The 14,583-nt window shown below is 66.9% G+C and carries 14 protein-coding genes; 9 read left to right on the top strand and 5 right to left on the bottom strand.

Annotated elements, in window-relative coordinates:
- The first annotated feature begins 7 nt into the window (after positions 1-7).
- Positions 8-832 (top strand): crotonase/enoyl-CoA hydratase family protein, encoded by an 825-nt coding sequence (locus tag AC1D1G_RS14755; protein ID WP_477952643.1) that lies wholly within the window; start codon positions 8-10, stop codon positions 830-832.
- Positions 833-936: 104 nt separating this feature from the next.
- On the opposite strand, the gene AC1D1G_RS14750 is transcribed toward AC1D1G_RS14755, so the two are convergent.
- Both AC1D1G_RS14750 and AC1D1G_RS14745 read right to left on the bottom strand, forming a co-directional pair.
- Entirely contained in the window at positions 937-1,884 is a 948-nt protein-coding gene (locus tag AC1D1G_RS14750) for a hypothetical protein (RefSeq protein ID WP_280778866.1), read from the bottom strand.
- A gap of 181 nt (positions 1,885-2,065) precedes the next feature.
- Positions 2,066-3,103, bottom strand: coding sequence for an LLM class F420-dependent oxidoreductase (locus tag AC1D1G_RS14745; RefSeq protein ID WP_477952642.1), 1,038 nt, complete (start codon positions 3,101-3,103; stop codon positions 2,066-2,068).
- A gap of 79 nt (positions 3,104-3,182) precedes the next feature.
- Between AC1D1G_RS14745 and AC1D1G_RS14740 the strand changes: the two genes are divergently transcribed.
- From AC1D1G_RS14740 to AC1D1G_RS14720, 5 genes are read left to right on the top strand one after another with little or no spacing between them, the layout of a single operon-like run.
- The gene (locus AC1D1G_RS14740; protein ID WP_283353003.1) at positions 3,183-4,163 is read left to right on the top strand and encodes a Zn-ribbon domain-containing OB-fold protein; all 981 of its coding nucleotides are present in this window, start codon (positions 3,183-3,185) and stop codon (positions 4,161-4,163) included.
- A gap of 12 nt (positions 4,164-4,175) precedes the next feature.
- Positions 4,176-5,240, top strand: a complete 1,065-nt coding sequence (locus AC1D1G_RS14735; RefSeq protein ID WP_005563778.1) for a thiolase domain-containing protein — start codon at positions 4,176-4,178, stop codon at positions 5,238-5,240.
- Positions 5,240-6,415 carry a thiolase domain-containing protein gene (locus AC1D1G_RS14730; RefSeq protein ID WP_283330545.1) on the top strand — a complete coding sequence of 392 codons (1,176 nt, stop codon included), beginning with the start codon at positions 5,240-5,242 and terminating at the stop codon, positions 6,413-6,415. The genes AC1D1G_RS14735 and AC1D1G_RS14730 overlap by 1 nt, the downstream gene beginning before the upstream one ends.
- Before the next feature lie 14 nt (positions 6,416-6,429).
- Positions 6,430-7,293, top strand: coding sequence for a TIGR03619 family F420-dependent LLM class oxidoreductase (locus tag AC1D1G_RS14725; RefSeq protein ID WP_283330544.1), 864 nt, complete (start codon positions 6,430-6,432; stop codon positions 7,291-7,293).
- A 10-nt stretch (positions 7,294-7,303) separates the two neighbouring features.
- Positions 7,304-7,717 carry a nuclear transport factor 2 family protein gene (locus tag AC1D1G_RS14720; RefSeq protein ID WP_477952639.1) on the top strand — a complete coding sequence of 138 codons (414 nt, stop codon included), beginning with the start codon at positions 7,304-7,306 and terminating at the stop codon, positions 7,715-7,717.
- A 9-nt stretch (positions 7,718-7,726) separates the two neighbouring features.
- Here the strand turns inward: AC1D1G_RS14720 and AC1D1G_RS14715 are convergent, their stop codons facing one another.
- On the bottom strand, positions 7,727-8,983 hold the full coding sequence (locus tag AC1D1G_RS14715; protein ID WP_477952638.1) for an erythromycin esterase family protein: 1,257 nt from the start codon (positions 8,981-8,983) through the stop codon (positions 7,727-7,729).
- Between the two features lie 96 nt (positions 8,984-9,079).
- On the bottom strand, positions 9,080-10,336 hold the full coding sequence (locus tag AC1D1G_RS14710; RefSeq protein ID WP_105412819.1) for a cytochrome P450: 1,257 nt from the start codon (positions 10,334-10,336) through the stop codon (positions 9,080-9,082).
- 160 nt (positions 10,337-10,496) lie between these two features.
- Between AC1D1G_RS14710 and AC1D1G_RS14705 the strand changes: the two genes are divergently transcribed.
- The 3 genes from AC1D1G_RS14705 to AC1D1G_RS14695 all read left to right on the top strand — a co-directional run bounded on the left by AC1D1G_RS14705 (position 10,497) and on the right by AC1D1G_RS14695 (position 12,923).
- Positions 10,497-11,660 (top strand): steroid 3-ketoacyl-CoA thiolase, encoded by a 1,164-nt coding sequence (locus tag AC1D1G_RS14705; protein WP_317569829.1) that lies wholly within the window; start codon positions 10,497-10,499, stop codon positions 11,658-11,660.
- 9 nt (positions 11,661-11,669) lie between these two features.
- Entirely contained in the window at positions 11,670-12,155 is a 486-nt protein-coding gene (locus AC1D1G_RS14700) for a nitroreductase family deazaflavin-dependent oxidoreductase (protein ID WP_283330540.1), read from the top strand.
- Between the two features lie 102 nt (positions 12,156-12,257).
- Positions 12,258-12,923 carry a GNAT family N-acetyltransferase gene (locus AC1D1G_RS14695; protein WP_317569827.1) on the top strand — a complete coding sequence of 222 codons (666 nt, stop codon included), beginning with the start codon at positions 12,258-12,260 and terminating at the stop codon, positions 12,921-12,923.
- A gap of 43 nt (positions 12,924-12,966) precedes the next feature.
- Here AC1D1G_RS14695 and AC1D1G_RS14690 read toward each other — a convergent pair whose 3' ends face one another.
- Positions 12,967-14,577, bottom strand: coding sequence for an acyl-CoA synthetase (locus tag AC1D1G_RS14690; RefSeq protein ID WP_477952637.1), 1,611 nt, complete (start codon positions 14,575-14,577; stop codon positions 12,967-12,969).
- Between the last annotated feature and the right edge of the window lie 6 nt (positions 14,578-14,583).

Genomic DNA, 14,583 nt, shown 5'->3' with positions numbered 1-14,583 from the left:
GACTTCAGTGTCCTCTACAACGACCGAGAAATCCGACATTTCGGCACAGTCGCCGCACTGCCTCGTGGAGAAGCGCGGGCACGTCCTCATCGTCACGATGAACCGCCCCGAGGCGAAGAACGCGCTGTCCGGCGAAATGATGGCGATCATGCGGGACGCGTGGGATCAGGTCGACTCCGACCCGGACATCCGGGTCGCCATCCTCACCGGCGCAGGCGGCGCATTCTGCGCGGGCGCCGACCTCAAGGCCATGACGTCACAGCACCCCGGCGACTCGTTCTCGGGCGGCGACTGGGACCTGTCAAAGATCGAGGCGCTCCTCAAGGGACGGCGCCTCACCAAGCCCCTCATCGCCGCAGTCGAGGGTCCCGCCATCGCCGGCGGCACCGAAATCCTGCAGGGCACCGACATCCGGGTCGCCGGGGAGAGCGCCAAATTCGGTGTCTCCGAAGCCAAATGGGGGCTCTTCCCCCTCGGCGGCTCCGCCGTGCGCCTCGTCCGGCAGATCCCGTACACCGTCGCCGCGGAGATCCTGCTGACCGGACGTCACATCAAGGCCCCCGAGGCCAAGGAGATCGGCCTCATTGGACACGTCGTCCCCGACGGTCAGGCCCTCGACAAGGCCCTCGAACTCGCCGACCTCATCTCCGCCAACGGACCCCTCGCCGTCCAGGCGATCCTGAAGACCATCCGGGACACCGAAGGCATGCACGAGGAGGAGGCATTTCAAGTCGACGCCGCCCTCGGCACCGAGGTCTTCAAGAGCGCCGACGCGAAGGAAGGCCCCCGCGCCTTCTCCGAAAAGCGCGCGCCGAAATTCGAGGGCCGCTGACCCCGGGCGGTCCCCTCCCCTTTCCGGACGAACGGGACGCTCGTTGCGTCAGATCGAACGAGCGTCCCGTTCGTCCAGGCCCGGCTAGGCGCGGCTAGGCGCGGCTAGGGCAGCATCCGAACATTCGGCCTCGGACGCGACGCGGCGAGCTCGAAGTGGGCCCGGAGGTCGGCGATCACCCGCTCCGGCTGATCACGAACAGCGCTCGGCAGTGTCGGCAGCACGATGATGCCGGCGTTCTGCATCCGCGTCCGACGCTCCACCGTGTGCTTGTACTGCTGAGGCGCAAGGTGCCAATCGAGCGAGTCGATGTCCCAGGCGAACGCGACCTCGTCGATCCAACCGTCCGGCATCGCGATGAACCGTCCGCCGACATCGGCGATCTTCCTGTTGAACATCATCTCGGGAAGCCCACTGCGCAGCCACAACCGACGCGCATGCGCCTCGGAGACGGAGTGGACGTTGGCCGTCATTTCCCGCAGCACGATCCGGGGGATCGCGGATCCGCGACCACTGCCCGCCTCGAGTTCGACGACGAGTTCTTCCGCGGTGACCGCTCCGCGCTGGACGACTTCCGCGATCGTTGCCCGCGCCGCGTCGACGGTCGTGCACCTGCGCGCCGCGTCGAGCAGTGCCCTCGGCAACGGTGCGCACGCGACATCTCCGCGCACGTCGGCGTCGGGCATGCGCGACGTGCGCTCGACCTTGACGAAGCCCGTCGACTGCACGCGGCGATCGACTGCGACGAGCACGTCCACGTCACCGGAGTAGCTCCCGAAGCCGTGGCACCGCAGTGCCGAGCGTCCTGTGACGAGCGAGTCGCGACCGCAGAACAGACGTGCTGCGAGCACTCGGTGCTGGAACGACGGCTGCCCGTTCTGGAGTAGAACGATTCCCGGCAGAAGCCGCTGCCACGGCCCACCGGACCGGCATCGCGCAGAGATCGTCGATCGAGCCAGACCGAGACGTTCCAGGTCCGACGCCCGGACGACGCCGGCCACTCCCACCTGATCGAGCAACTCCGGCCGCTGTCCCCAAATCCCCCGTCGCATCAGCTCATGCTGCCAGCGGTCCGCCCGTCACGACAGGCCGAATCTGCGCGCCTGTGGATAACTCACCTTCCCCCCTCGAACGAACGGGACGCTCGTTCGATCTGACGCAACGAGCGTCCCGTTCGTCCGGAAGGGAGCGGCGGGAGGAGGAAAGGGAGCGGCGGGAGGAGGAAGGGGGAGGTCAGCCGAGGACCGCCGCGGACAGTTCGCGGACGTGGTCGGCGTCGCGGCAGGAGACGAGGAGCATGGTGACGCCGGCGTCGGCCCAGCGTTTGACGTCGGCGCGGACTTCGTCGACGTTGCCGATGATCATGGTCTCGGTGACCATCTCGTCGGGGACGACGGCGGCCGCTTCGTCTTTGCGGCCGGCGCGGAAGAGGCGCCCGATTTCCTCGACCTGCTCGCCGTAGCCCATGCGGGTGTAGACCTGGGCGTGGAAGTTGAGTTCGGGGGCACCCATGCCGCCGACGTACAGGGCGGTGATCGGTTTGAGTCCGGCGATGGCGGCGGCGCGGTCGTCGGTGACGATCACCTGACAGGTGGCCGCGACTTCGAAGTCTTCGCGGCTGCGACGGGCGCCGGGGCGGGCGAAACCCTCGTCGAGCCATTCGTTGTACATGGGTGCGAGGCGCGGCGAGTAGTAGATGGCGAGCCAGCCGTCGGCGATCTCGGCGGTGAGCGCGACGTTCTTCGGACCTTCGGCGCCGAGCCAGATGGGGATGTCGGCACGGAGCGGGTGGGTGATCGGCTTGAGCGGTTTCCCGAGTCCGGTGCTGCCGAGCCCGGTGTAGGGCAGCGGGAAGTGCGGGCCATCGCTGGTGACGGGTTCCTCCCGCGACAGGACTTTCCGGATGATGGAGACGTATTCGCGGGTGCGGGCGAGCGGCTTCGTGAACGGCTGCCCGTACCACCCTTCGACGACCTGCGGCCCGGACACGCCGAGCCCGAGGATCGCCCGGCCGCCGCTGAGGTGGTCGAGGGTGAGTGCGTGCATGGCGGTGCTGGTGGGTGTGCGCGCGGAGATCTGCACGACGGACGTGCCCAGACGGACGCGTTCGGTGCTCGAACCCCACCAGGCGAGGGGGGTGAAGGCGTCGGATCCCCACGATTCGGCAGCGAAGACGGCGTCGAATCCCTCGGCTTCGGCCGCGGCGATCAACTCCGGGACATTCGCCGGCGGCTGTGCGCCCCAGTATCCCAGTTGCAACCCGAGCTTCATCGTGTGCCTCCACATCGACCGTCGTCAGAAGTGACCCTTGCCACAAACACTAGAACCTGTTCTACTCGAAGTTGTGAGCATGGGAAAGAGCGCGGTGGCCGAAAAATTCTCGAACGAACCGTTGAGCGCCCCGCTGAAACTTCAATTCGACTACACCCGATCGGTGGGTCCGACCATCGGAGCCTTCGTGACCGCGCTGCGCGACCGCAAGGTCATCGGCGCCCGCGGCTCGGACGGACGCGTCTACGTGCCACCGCCCGAATTCGACCCGAACACCGCCGAACCTCTCACCGACTTCGTCGGGGTCTCCGACGCCGGGACCGTGGTGAGCTGGACGTGGATGCCGGAACCGATTGCCGGACAGCCACTCACCACGCCGTTCGCGTGGGCGCTGATCACGCTGGACGGCGCCGACACGTCCCTGGTGCACGCCGTGGACGTCGGCTCCCCCGCCGCAATGAGCACGGGTATGCGGGTCCGGGCACGGTGGGCGCAGGAGCGGGTCGGGCGCATCCAGGACATCGTGTGCTTCGAGCCCGGGGAGTCGACGGGCGAGCCCGGCCCGTCCGCGGAGTCGGAACCGGTCACGATGGTCACGACGCCGATCGATCTCGACTACATGCACTCCGCCTCCGCCGAGGAGAGCTACTACCTCCGAGGGTTGAAGGCGGGCAAGCTGATCGGTGGTCGCACCGGACCGGACGGCAAGGTGTACATCCCGCCGCGCAGCGCCAACCCCACCGACGGCATCCCGACGAAGGAGCAGGTGGAACTGCCGGACAGGGGCATCGTCACCACGTTCTGCATCGTGAACGTCCCGTTCCTCGGACAGCGGATCAAGCCGCCGTACGTCGCCGCCTACGTGCTGCTCGACGGCGCGGACATCGCGTTCCTGCATCTGATCCTCGACTGCGACGCCGCCGACGTGCGGATGGGCATGCGCGTGGAGGCCAAGTGGAAGCCGCGCGAGGAGTGGGGTTACACCCTCGAGAACATCGAGTACTTCAGGCCGACGGGTGAGCCCGACGCCGAGTACGACACCTACAAACACCACCTGTAAGGGCGCGGCACAATGACAGATATCGCAGTCGTCGGGTTCGCGCACGCACCTCACGTGCGCGAGACCACCGGCACCACCAACGGCGTCGAGATGCTGGTTCCCTGCTTCCAGCAGCTGTACGAGGAGCTCGGAATCACCAAGTCCGACATCGGCTTCTGGTGTTCCGGGTCGTCGGACTACCTGGCCGGCCGTTCGTTCTCCTTCATCTCCGCCGTCGACTCGATCGGTGCGGTGCCGCCGATCAACGAGTCGCACGTCGAGATGGATGCGGCGTGGGCGTTCTACGAGGCCTGGATCAAGATCATGACCGGCGAGGTCGACACCGCCCTCGTCTACGGCTTCGGGAAGTCGTCGGCGGGCAACCTCCGCAAGATCCTGTCGATGCAACTCGACCCCTACCTGGTCACCCCGCTCGCCCTCGACTCCGTGTCGCTGGCCGGACTGCAGGCCCGCCTCGGACTCGATGCCGGAAAGTGGACGGCCGAGGAGATGGCGGCCGTGGCCGCACGTAGCCGGGCCGCCGCCGAGAGCAATCCGAACACCCAGCTGTCGGGGCACGTCGACATCAACGCGCTGCTCGCCAGCCCGTTCGTCGCGGACCCGTTGCGTGCCCACGACTGCGCACCGATCACGGACGGCGCCGCCGCTGTCGTGCTCGCCGCGGGCGATCGTGCCCGTGAGCTGTGCGAGCGGCCTGCGTGGATCACCGGGATCGAGCATCGGATCGATTCCCCGAACTTCGGCGCCCGCGACCTGACGGTCTCGCCGTCGACGACGGCGTCCGCCCGCGCCGCCACCGGAGGGGACGTCGGCGGAATCGACGTGGCCGAACTGCACGGACCGTTCACCCATCAGGAACTGATCCTCCGCGAGGCCATCGGACTGTCCGATGCGACGGCGATCAACCCGTCGGGCGGCCCGCTGAGCGGGAACCCGATGTTCTCGGCGGGTCTGGAACGCATAGGTTACGCAGCCAAGGCCATCATGGACGGCAACGCCGGGCGCACGCTGGCGCATGCTACGAGTGGTGCTGTGCTGCAACAGAATCTGGTCGCAGTCTTGGAGGGACGCAACTGATGGCGAATCAATTGGCCGCGGTGCTCGGCACCGGTCAGACGCATTACGTGGCGAAGCGGCACGACGTGTCCATGGCGGGGCTGGTTCGCGAGGCGATCGACCGCGCGATGGACGACGCCCGGGTGGGCTGGGACGACATCGACGCGGTCGTGATCGGGAAGGCCCCCGACCTCTTCGAGGGGTCGATGATGCCGGAGCTCGCGATGTCGGATGCGCTGGGCGCCAACGGCAAACCACTCCTGCGTGTGCACACCGCAGGCTCGGTCGGCGGTTCGACCGCGGTGGTGGCGTCGAGCCTCGTGAAGTCGGGGGTGCACAAGCGGGTGCTGACGGTGGCGTGGGAGAAGCAGTCCGAGTCGAACGCCATGTGGGCGCTGTCCACCCCCATTCCGTTCCACATGCCGGTCGGCGCTGGCGCGGGCGGCTACTTCGCCCCGCACGTCCGCTCGTACATCCGGCGGTCGGGCGCACCCGATCACATCGGCGCGATGGTGGCGGTGAAGGACCGGCTGAACGGCAGCCTCAACCCGTACGCCCACCTCAAGCAACCCGACATCACGCTCGAATCCGTACAGGCCTCTCAGATGCTGTGGGATCCCATCCGCTACGACGAGACGTGTCCGTCCTCGGACGGCGCCTGCGCGATGGTGATCGGCAACGAGGAGGCGGCCGAGCAGGTCATTGCGGACGGTCGTGAGGTGGCCTGGATCCACGCCACCGCGATGCGCACCGAGCCCACCACGTTCGCGGGACGCGACCAGGTGAATCCGCAGGCCGGCCGGGACGCCGCGGCCGCACTGTGGAAGGCCGCGGGTATCAAGGACCCGCTCGACGAGATCGACGTGGCCGAAATCTACGTCCCCTTCTCCTGGTTCGAGCCGATGTGGCTCGAGAATCTGGGCTTCGTCTCCGAGGGTGAGGGCTGGAAACTCACCGAGGCCGGCGAGACAGCGATCGGCGGCCGGCTTCCGCTCAACGCGTCCGGCGGCGTCCTGTCGTCCAACCCCATCGGCGCCTCGGGCATGATCCGGTTCGCCGAGTCGGCGATGCAGGTCATGCACCGCGCCGGCGACCATCAGGTGAAGGACGCACGCAAGGCACTCGGCCACGCCTACGGCGGCGGTTCGCAGTACTTCTCGATGTGGGTGGTCGGTTCCGACCGGCCGAACAATTAGGAGCGGGCATCACCATGAAGTTCACCGTCGGCATCGCCATGAATCCCCTCGACCAGCTGCCTGCTCTGGCGAAAACAGCCGAGGAGTGCGGGTTCTCGTCCATCGCCCTCCCTGACTCACTGTTCTTCATGGAGAAGCAGAGCGCCGACTACCCGTACACACCGGACGGCTCGCGGATGTGGAACGAGGAAACCCCGTGGGTGGATCCGCTGATCGCGGCGGCCGCCATGGGCGCGGTGACGTCGAAGATCGAGTTCTACACCCAGGTCCTCAAACTGGGCTCCCGCAACCCGGTACTCCTCGCCCGCCAGGTGGGCTCGGTCGCCAACCTCATCGGCAACCGTTTCGGGTTCGGCGTCGGGATCGGCTGGGCACCGGAGGAATTCGAATGGTGCGGAGTGCCGTACAAGAAGCGCGGCGCGCGCGTCGACGAGATGATCGACGTCATCAAGCTGATCCTCGGCGGCGGCATGGTCGAGTACCACGGCGAGTTCTTCGACTTCGACCGCCTGCAGATGAGCCCGGCGCCGACGAAGCCGGTGCCGTTCTACGTCGGCGGACACACCGACGTAGCGCTGCGACGCGCCGCCCGGGTGGGCGACGGCTGGACGTCCGCGATGATCAAGTTCGACGATCTCGTCCAGGTCATCGCGCGATTGCGGGAACTCCGGGAGGAGTACGGGCGAGCCGATCTGCCCTACGAGATCCAGACCGTGTGCATCGACCGATTCGGCAAGGACGGCTACGCCGAATTGGCGGATGCCGGAGTGACCGACACGATCGTCGTCCCGTGGGTTTTCGACGGCATCGGCTTCGACGGACCGCTCGAGGCCAAGCAGGACTCGTTGCGCAAGTTCGCCGACCAGTACATCGGATAGGGGTGTGGACATGACGACGACGGACCATCCCGCCCGCCTCGCCGGGCAGGCTTCCCGCGAGGCGGCCAGCGGCAGGCGCAAGGACGAGTGGCTGGCCCTGTTCGCCGAGGACGCATGCGTCGAAGACCCGGTCGGCCCTTCGGGTTTCGATCCCGAAGGCAAGGGTCACCGCGGCCTCGACGCGATATCCCGGTTCTACGACATGACGATCGCGACCACCGAATCGATCGAGTTCCTCATCTCCGATTCACTCGTGTGCGGGAACGAGAACGCGACCATAGGAACCATCCGGTCCACGGTGGCGGGATCGCAGATCGACGCCGAGTGCGTAATCATCTATCGCGTGAACGAGGACGGCAAGATCACGTCCCTGCGGGCCTTCTGGGAGGTCGAGCGGGCGATGAAGACACTGCGCAAGGTCTGAGCGCCCGGCTCACGTGCCGGCGGCGTCGATGTGCCGGACGAAGAGGATCGCGTCGAGTTCGCCGAGGCCGGCGGGGTCCAGCGGGAAGTACGTGGAGTTGCCCGACGGATCGGCACGCTTCTCCACATCTCCGGTCCTGCGGGCCACCGGCGCGGCAGGCACGAGACAGCTCTCCCCGACGGCGAAGAGCCGGCCCTCGACGGTGTCGGGTGGCGGCTGTCCGATGCCGTGGCCGGGCGCCTGCCCCACGGCCCCACCGATGACCGCGTAGGCGGCGCCGAGCCGCACACCCAGGTGCGCGCCGGCGCACCACCAGTGCAGATGCAGTCCGGCGAGATCCCAGTGGGTTTCACCTTTCAGCAGGTGGCCGTTGTGAGCGAAGACGAATGTCGGGCCTCGATCGGCCTCCCGCTGCACCAGCGCGGACAGGTTGTCCGCCATGAGAGTGTCGCGGATTCCCAGGAGCCTCGTGATGCGGCGTGGAGAGTTCTCCGCCATTCCTGCGTGATAGCTGAGCAGGCGGGTGGCGACGCGACCGTGAAGCTCGGCCTCCCACAATTCGTCCCGCGTGCCTTCGGCGACGAGGTGAGGCGCCTGCGACGCGAGTAGCGTCATCAGGTCGTCGGCGATGAGACGTAACTCGACGGCCTCGGGGGTGGCACCGACGGCCTGGGTCGGGTCCATGGCGACGGCCGGGTTGCTCCAGCGGTCGTCGTCGCCGATCAGTGCGGAAATCCTGTCCGGAGTGCAGGGCAGGTCCTCCTCGCCGAGGTGGGTCCGCAGGTAGGTGTCGAGGAAGGTCAGGGCCTGCCTCGGGCTGTCCGCGGACGTCATCTCCATGGGGCCGTCGAATCCGAAGAACCTTAGTTGCTCGCCCGGCTCGTGCCGACGGTTGTATTCGGCCATCCATCCGACCAGGTCGCGGTTCGCCCTGGACTCACCGAAGCCGTGGCTGAAACCGTGCTCCATGACGTCGTCGAGCGGCAGGCGGCCCGCACCCCGCACGAAGGAGTCGACCAGTATCCCCTTCAGGCAACTGCTTTCGATCGCGATGGAGCGATAGCCCGCGTGTTCGACCAGGAACCGGAACATCTGATTGCGGAGCAGCAGAAAACTCTCCTCCCCGTGCATGGGCTCGCCGAACCCGAGGAGGCGGGGCGCGGAGTCCAGGCGACGGAGGAATGCGCCGAGGGCAGCGGTGACGGTCGGGTCTCCTGGCTCCGAGAAGACGGCGCCCGCCTCTTCGACGTCGGACTGCACAGTCATGGTGGCTCCCGCTTTCCCTCGGACACCACGCCGGCGAAAGAGAACAGCGGCGTCGGAGAGGATGAGGGTGCCCTCCGACGCCGCTGAATCAGGAGGTCAGTGTCTGACCGGGCAACCGCCTGACGCAGTCTTGTAATCGACCTGAAACTCCTTGATACCGTTGAGCCAGCCCGAGCGCAACCGCCGCGGATCTCCCAGCTTACTGATATCGGGCAGGTGATCCGCAATCGCGTTGAAGATCAGATCGATCTCGAGGCGCGCCAGGTTGGCGCCGAGGCAGAAGTGGGCGCCCGTTCCACCGAATCCGACGTGCGGGTTGTTCTCCCGCATGATGTCGAACTTCTCCGGGTTCTCGAACGCGTCCTCGTCGAAGTTCGCGGAGCCGTACAGCATTACGACTCGCTGGCCCTTCTTGATCTGCACTCCGCCGAGTTCGGTGTCTTCCAGTGCGGTGCGCTGGAACGAGTTGACCGGGGTCGCCCACCGGACGATCTCGTCCGCCGTCGTCTTGGGGCGCTCCTTCTTGTAGAGCTCCCACTGATCGGGATGGTCCAGGAACGCCATCATGCCGTGTGTGATGGCATTGCGGGTGGTCTCGTTGCCGGCGACCGCCAGCAGGATCACGAAGAAACCGAATTCCTCGGGAGACAGCTCATTTCCATCGATGTCCGCTTCGATCAGCGTCGTGACGATGTCGTCGGCGGGGCACTTCTTGCGCTCGTCCGCCATCTGGTACGCGTAGCCGAGTATCTCCATCGACGCGGCCTGCGGGTCGATGTCCAGTTCGGGGTCGTCGTAGCCCGTCATCTGGTTCGACCAGTCGAAGACCTTCAGGCGATCCTCCTGCGGCACACCGAGCAGTTCGGCGATCGCCTGCAGCGGAAGTTCACACGCCACCTGGGTGACGAAGTCGCCGGCCCCCGATTCGGCGGCCTCCTTCACGATCTTCTCGGCGCGTTCGGTGAGTTCTTCGCGCAGGCTGTTGATCGCACGGGGCGTGAAGCCGCGGGAGACGAGTTTGCGGAGCTTGGTGTGCTCGGGAGCGTCCTTGTTGATGAGGATGAAGCGCTGCATCTCGATGTTCTCGCGCGGAATGTCGTCGGCGAAGCGCACGATCGCGGTGTTCTCGTGTGTGGAGAAGACGTCGCTGCGCCGCGACACCTCCTTGACGTCCTCGAGCTTGCTGACGACCCAGTAGCCGTCGTCGTGGAAGCCACCGATCTCCGGCGGCTGCGGGTTCCACCAGATCGGGGCAGTCTTCCGCAGTTCGGCGAATTCCTGGTAGGGGATGCGCTCTGCGTAGATGTCCGGGTCGGTGAAGTCGAAACCCTCTGGAAGATTGGGCTGCGCCACTGCTGTCTCCTGCCCTAAGCCATACACCACTCCGTGATGTGGAACACGTTCTACTAGCATTGAAGCACAAGCCGGGCGACTAGCAAAGGAAAGCTCATTCAGACCTTGCCCGGATAGCAGAACCTGTTCTATTTTCTGAGGACAAGGAAAGGAGCCCACCGTGGGCACACCAGTAATCGTCGAGGCAGTACGCACCCCGATCGGAAAGCGCGGTGGCTGGCTGTCCGGATTGCACGCCGCCGAGATCCTCGGCGCCGCTCAGCGGGGCATCCTCGACCGCTCCGGCATCGACCCCGAACTGGTGGAGCAGGTCATCGGTGGTTGCGTCACCCAGGCCGGTGCGCAGTCGAACAACATCACCCGGACCGCGTGGCTGCATGCCGGACTGCCCTGGCAGGTCGGCGCCACCACGATCGACTGCCAATGCGGCTCCGCGCAGCAGGCCAACCACCTCATCGCCGGTCTGATCGCCACCGACGCGATCGACATCGGAATCGCCTGCGGCATCGAAGCGATGAGCCAGGTGCCGCTCGGCGCGAACGTCGGCGAGAACGCCGGACCGCGCAGGCCCGCCGACTGGGACATCGACATGCCCAACCAGTTCGAGGCCGCCGAGCGCATCGCCCGTCGCCGCGGAATCACCCGCGCCGACGTCGAGGCGCTCGGAGTCCGCTCGCAGGCACGCGCCAAGCAGGCCTGGGACGAAGGGCGTTTCGACCGGGAAGTGCTGCAGGTGACCGCACCCGTCGTCGACAAGGACGGCAACCTCACCGGTGAGACCCGGGTCGTGACGCGCGATCAGGGTCTGCGCGATACCACCGCGGAGTCGCTCGCCAAGCTGAAGCCCGTACTCGAGGGCGGCATCCACACGGCGGGCACGTCCTCGCAGATCTCCGACGGCGCCGCCGCCGTCATGCTGATGGACGAATCCAGGGCGCGCGCCCTCGGTCTGAAGCCCCGGGCCCGCATCATCTCCCAGGCGCTCGTCGGCTCCGAACCCGAATTCCACCTCGACGGACCCGTCCAGGCCACGGCGCGCGTCCTCGAACGCAGCGGCATGAAGATCGGCGACCTCGACCTGTTCGAGGTGAACGAGGCGTTCGCCTCGGTGCTGCTGTCGTGGGCGTCGGTGCACGAGCCCGACATGGACAGGGTCAACGTCAACGGCGGCGCGCTCGCACTCGGACATCCCGTGGGCAGCACCGGCTCTCGACTCATCACCACCGCGCTGCACGAACTCGAGCGCACCGACGGGTCGACGGCACTGATCACGATGTGTGCCGGCGGCGCGCTCGCCACCGGCACCATCATCGAGCGGATCTAGGATCTGCCGATGAATGCACCCGCCCCCGCCCGACCGCCCGGCCTCGACTCGAAGTGGACGGTCTCCTTCATCAAGTGGATGTCGAAGATCAACGTCGTGCTGTACCGGCGGACGGGCGGGCGACTGGGCAGCAAGTGGCGGGTGGGCAGCGCCTTCCCCCGAGGGTTGCCCGTCTGCCTGCTCACCACCACCGGACGGAAGAGCGGCGAGCCGCGGATCAGCCCGCTGCTGTTCCTCGAGGACGGCGACCGCATCATCCTCGTCGCCTCCCAGGGTGGCCTCCCGAAGCACCCGATGTGGTATCTCAACCTGCGCGCGAACCCCGAGGTGACCGTCCAGGTGAAGTCGCGGGTGCGGCCGATGTCCGCCCACGTGGCGGACCCCGAGGAACGCGCGCGCCTGTGGCCGCGGCTCGTCGCCATGTATCCGGATTTCGACAACTACCAGGCCTGGACCGACCGCACGATCCCCGTCGTGGTCTGCACTCCTCGATAGCGTTTGTATGTACCGCCGAGTAAYGGGTGCCATGTCGGGGGACTTCTTGCAGTATTGACGCGTACGGACTTGTACGACGGCCGAGGGCGAGGAATTGCAGACATGAGTACACAGGTTCAAGATCGGATACACGACCGTCGAGAGCTCACCGCGGTCCTGCTGCGTGCGCTCGAGCAGCGTCACGAGGTGCTCGACGCCATCGTCGACAGCGAGGATCACGCCGAGGCCCTCACCACCGTCGCCGGGCTCCTCGACACCTCGGAGGCGTACGCGGAAGCCGTCCTCAACCTGACGTTCCGCCGCCTCACCAAGGTCGAACGGCTCCGCATCCAGACCGAACTGAAGGACCTCGACGCCACCCTCGAATGGACGTCGACGGACCGGCCGGCGAGCACCGGGCGAAACTTCCGCCTCCGTCCGTTCACCGAAACCGAGGAAGACGCCGAACTGTTCCGGCGCCGCTGCGGCGAGCAGGTCGACGACGCGGGCACACAGTGGTCCGCGGAGCGGGTCGAGAAGGAACGCACGGAAGGCCTGAGCCGTGTCGACGACGAGTCCGCCGCATGGTTCGTGTGTGAGGACACCGCGGAGAACACGGCCGTCGGCATGGTGTTCGGTGAACTGTCGGGACGCGAGGTCGACGTGGCCATCTGGATCGCCCCCGACGCCCGGAAGAAGGGCTACGGCACCGCGGCCGTGAAGCACAGCCGTCAGGAGCTTGCCGCGGAGTTCCCGGGAACGGTCCTGGTCGTCCGCGCTCCCGCCTGACCCGTACGTGAGTGGCGAAGCGTGCGGGAGCACACTTCGCCACTCACGTGCGGTGGTCGGGGTCGCGCTGTTTGGTGACGCCCTGAGCCCAGCGGTAGTCGGGCTTGCCGCTCGGTGTGCGCTGGACGGTGTCTTCCACCCACACCAGACGCGGGATCTTGTAGCCGGCCAGGCTCTGCCGCACGTGTTCCTCGAGTCCGGCGAAGTCGACGCCCCGACCGTCGCGCGCCTGCACGACCGCGGAGACCCGGTGCCCCCACCGTTCGTCGGGGACGCCGACCACGATGGCGTCGTAGACGTCTCGGTACGCCTTCACCGTGCTCTCGACCTCTTCGGCGAACACCTTCTCGCCGCCGGTGTTGATCACCATGTTGCCGCGGCCGAGCAGGGTGATCGATCCGTCGGCCTCGATCCGCGCGCGGTCGCCGGTGACGACGACGGGTCGCCCGTCGACCTCCCGGAAGATCTCCCGGGTCTTCTCCGGGTCGTTGTAGTAACCCAGCGGGACGTATCCGCCCTTCGCGAACCAGCCGTCCTTCCCGGACCCCGGCTCGACGGGAACGTCGTCCTCGTCGATCACCAGGGCGTACCGGCCAGGGGGCACCCGGGGTCCACCCACCTGCTTCTCCCCCTTGGTCGCGAAACCGATTCCGCCGAAGCCTGTTTCCGACGCGCCGATCGAATCGGACACCAGCAGTCCCGGGAATGCGTCGAGGAAGGCGTCCTTGATCACCGGTGAGAACAGCGCGGCCCCGGATGCCACGACACCCAGGCTCGACGTGTCGGTGCGCGACGGCTGATGCGCCTCGATCAGCGGCCGTCCCATCGCGTCGCCGGTGATGATGAGGATCTGCACCTTGTGCCGCTCGACGAGTTCCCACGTCCGGTGGGCGTCGAACTTCGATTCCAGCAGAACGGTGTTTCCGCTGAACAGCGCGGTGAACGTCGGCATCATCGCGGCCGCGTGGATCAGCGGCGGCAACGCGAACCACAGGGTCGGCTCACCCTGCGATCCCACCCGCGACTGCTGGTACTCGTCCTCGATCGCGTCACCGGTGTAGAAGTCGAGACCGCCCGCGAGGACGCGCCAGATCGCCTCGTGCGTCCACACGACCCCCTTGGGACGTCCGGTGGTGCCGCCGGTGTACATGATGAACAGGTCTTCGGAGCTGCGTTCACCGAAGTCCCGGTCGCCGCTGCCGGACAGCGCCTCCTCGTACGGCACCGAGTCGCTGGGCACGCCGGCGCCGCCGAGATCGTCCTCGACGACAACGGTGTGCCGGATCCTCGGCAGCGAGGGCAGGACCTCCGCGATGCGCGGCGAGTAGATCCGATGATGGACCACGGCGTCGAGTTCCGCGTTGCCGTAGACGTAGGCGAGTTCGTCGCTGGTGTAGCGGTAGTTGATGTTGACCGGGACCGCACAAATCTTGTACGCCGCCAGCAACGTCTCCATGGTCTCGATGGAGTTGTGCAGGTGCACGCCGATGTGCGAGCCGGCGGTCAGCCCGACCTCCAGGAAGTGGTGGGCCAGCCTGTTGGCGCGGTCCTCCAGTTCGCGGTAGGTGACGCGACGGGCGCCGCAGATCAGCGCCACCCGTTCCGGCATCGCGTCGACGGAATGCTCGAAGAGGTCTGCAAGGTTGTAGGCCACGGGGGC

This window comes from Rhodococcus sp. P3_B8 (assembly GCF_056402775.1).
This window is presented reverse-complemented; position numbering and strand designations above follow the sequence as displayed.

Bases quoted from the DNA above. Each gene is read 5' to 3' on its own strand.
- AC1D1G_RS14750 (WP_280778866.1), bottom strand. From the start codon at position 1,884: ATGCGACGGGGGATTTGGGGACAGCGGCCGGAGTTGCTCGATCAGGTG.
- AC1D1G_RS14745 (WP_477952642.1), bottom strand. From the start codon at position 3,103: ATGAAGCTCGGGTTGCAACTGGGATACTGGGGCGCACAGCCGCCGGCG.
- AC1D1G_RS14740 (WP_283353003.1), top strand. From the start codon at position 3,183: ATGGGAAAGAGCGCGGTGGCCGAAAAATTCTCGAACGAACCGTTGAGC.
- AC1D1G_RS14735 (WP_005563778.1), top strand. From the start codon at position 4,176: ATGACAGATATCGCAGTCGTCGGGTTCGCGCACGCACCTCACGTGCGC.
- AC1D1G_RS14730 (WP_283330545.1), top strand. From the start codon at position 5,240: ATGGCGAATCAATTGGCCGCGGTGCTCGGCACCGGTCAGACGCATTAC.
- AC1D1G_RS14725 (WP_283330544.1), top strand. From the start codon at position 6,430: ATGAAGTTCACCGTCGGCATCGCCATGAATCCCCTCGACCAGCTGCCT.
- AC1D1G_RS14720 (WP_477952639.1), top strand. From the start codon at position 7,304: ATGACGACGACGGACCATCCCGCCCGCCTCGCCGGGCAGGCTTCCCGC.
- AC1D1G_RS14715 (WP_477952638.1), bottom strand. From the start codon at position 8,983: ATGACTGTGCAGTCCGACGTCGAAGAGGCGGGCGCCGTCTTCTCGGAG.
- AC1D1G_RS14700 (WP_283330540.1), top strand. From the start codon at position 11,670: ATGAATGCACCCGCCCCCGCCCGACCGCCCGGCCTCGACTCGAAGTGG.
- AC1D1G_RS14695 (WP_317569827.1), top strand. From the start codon at position 12,258: ATGAGTACACAGGTTCAAGATCGGATACACGACCGTCGAGAGCTCACC.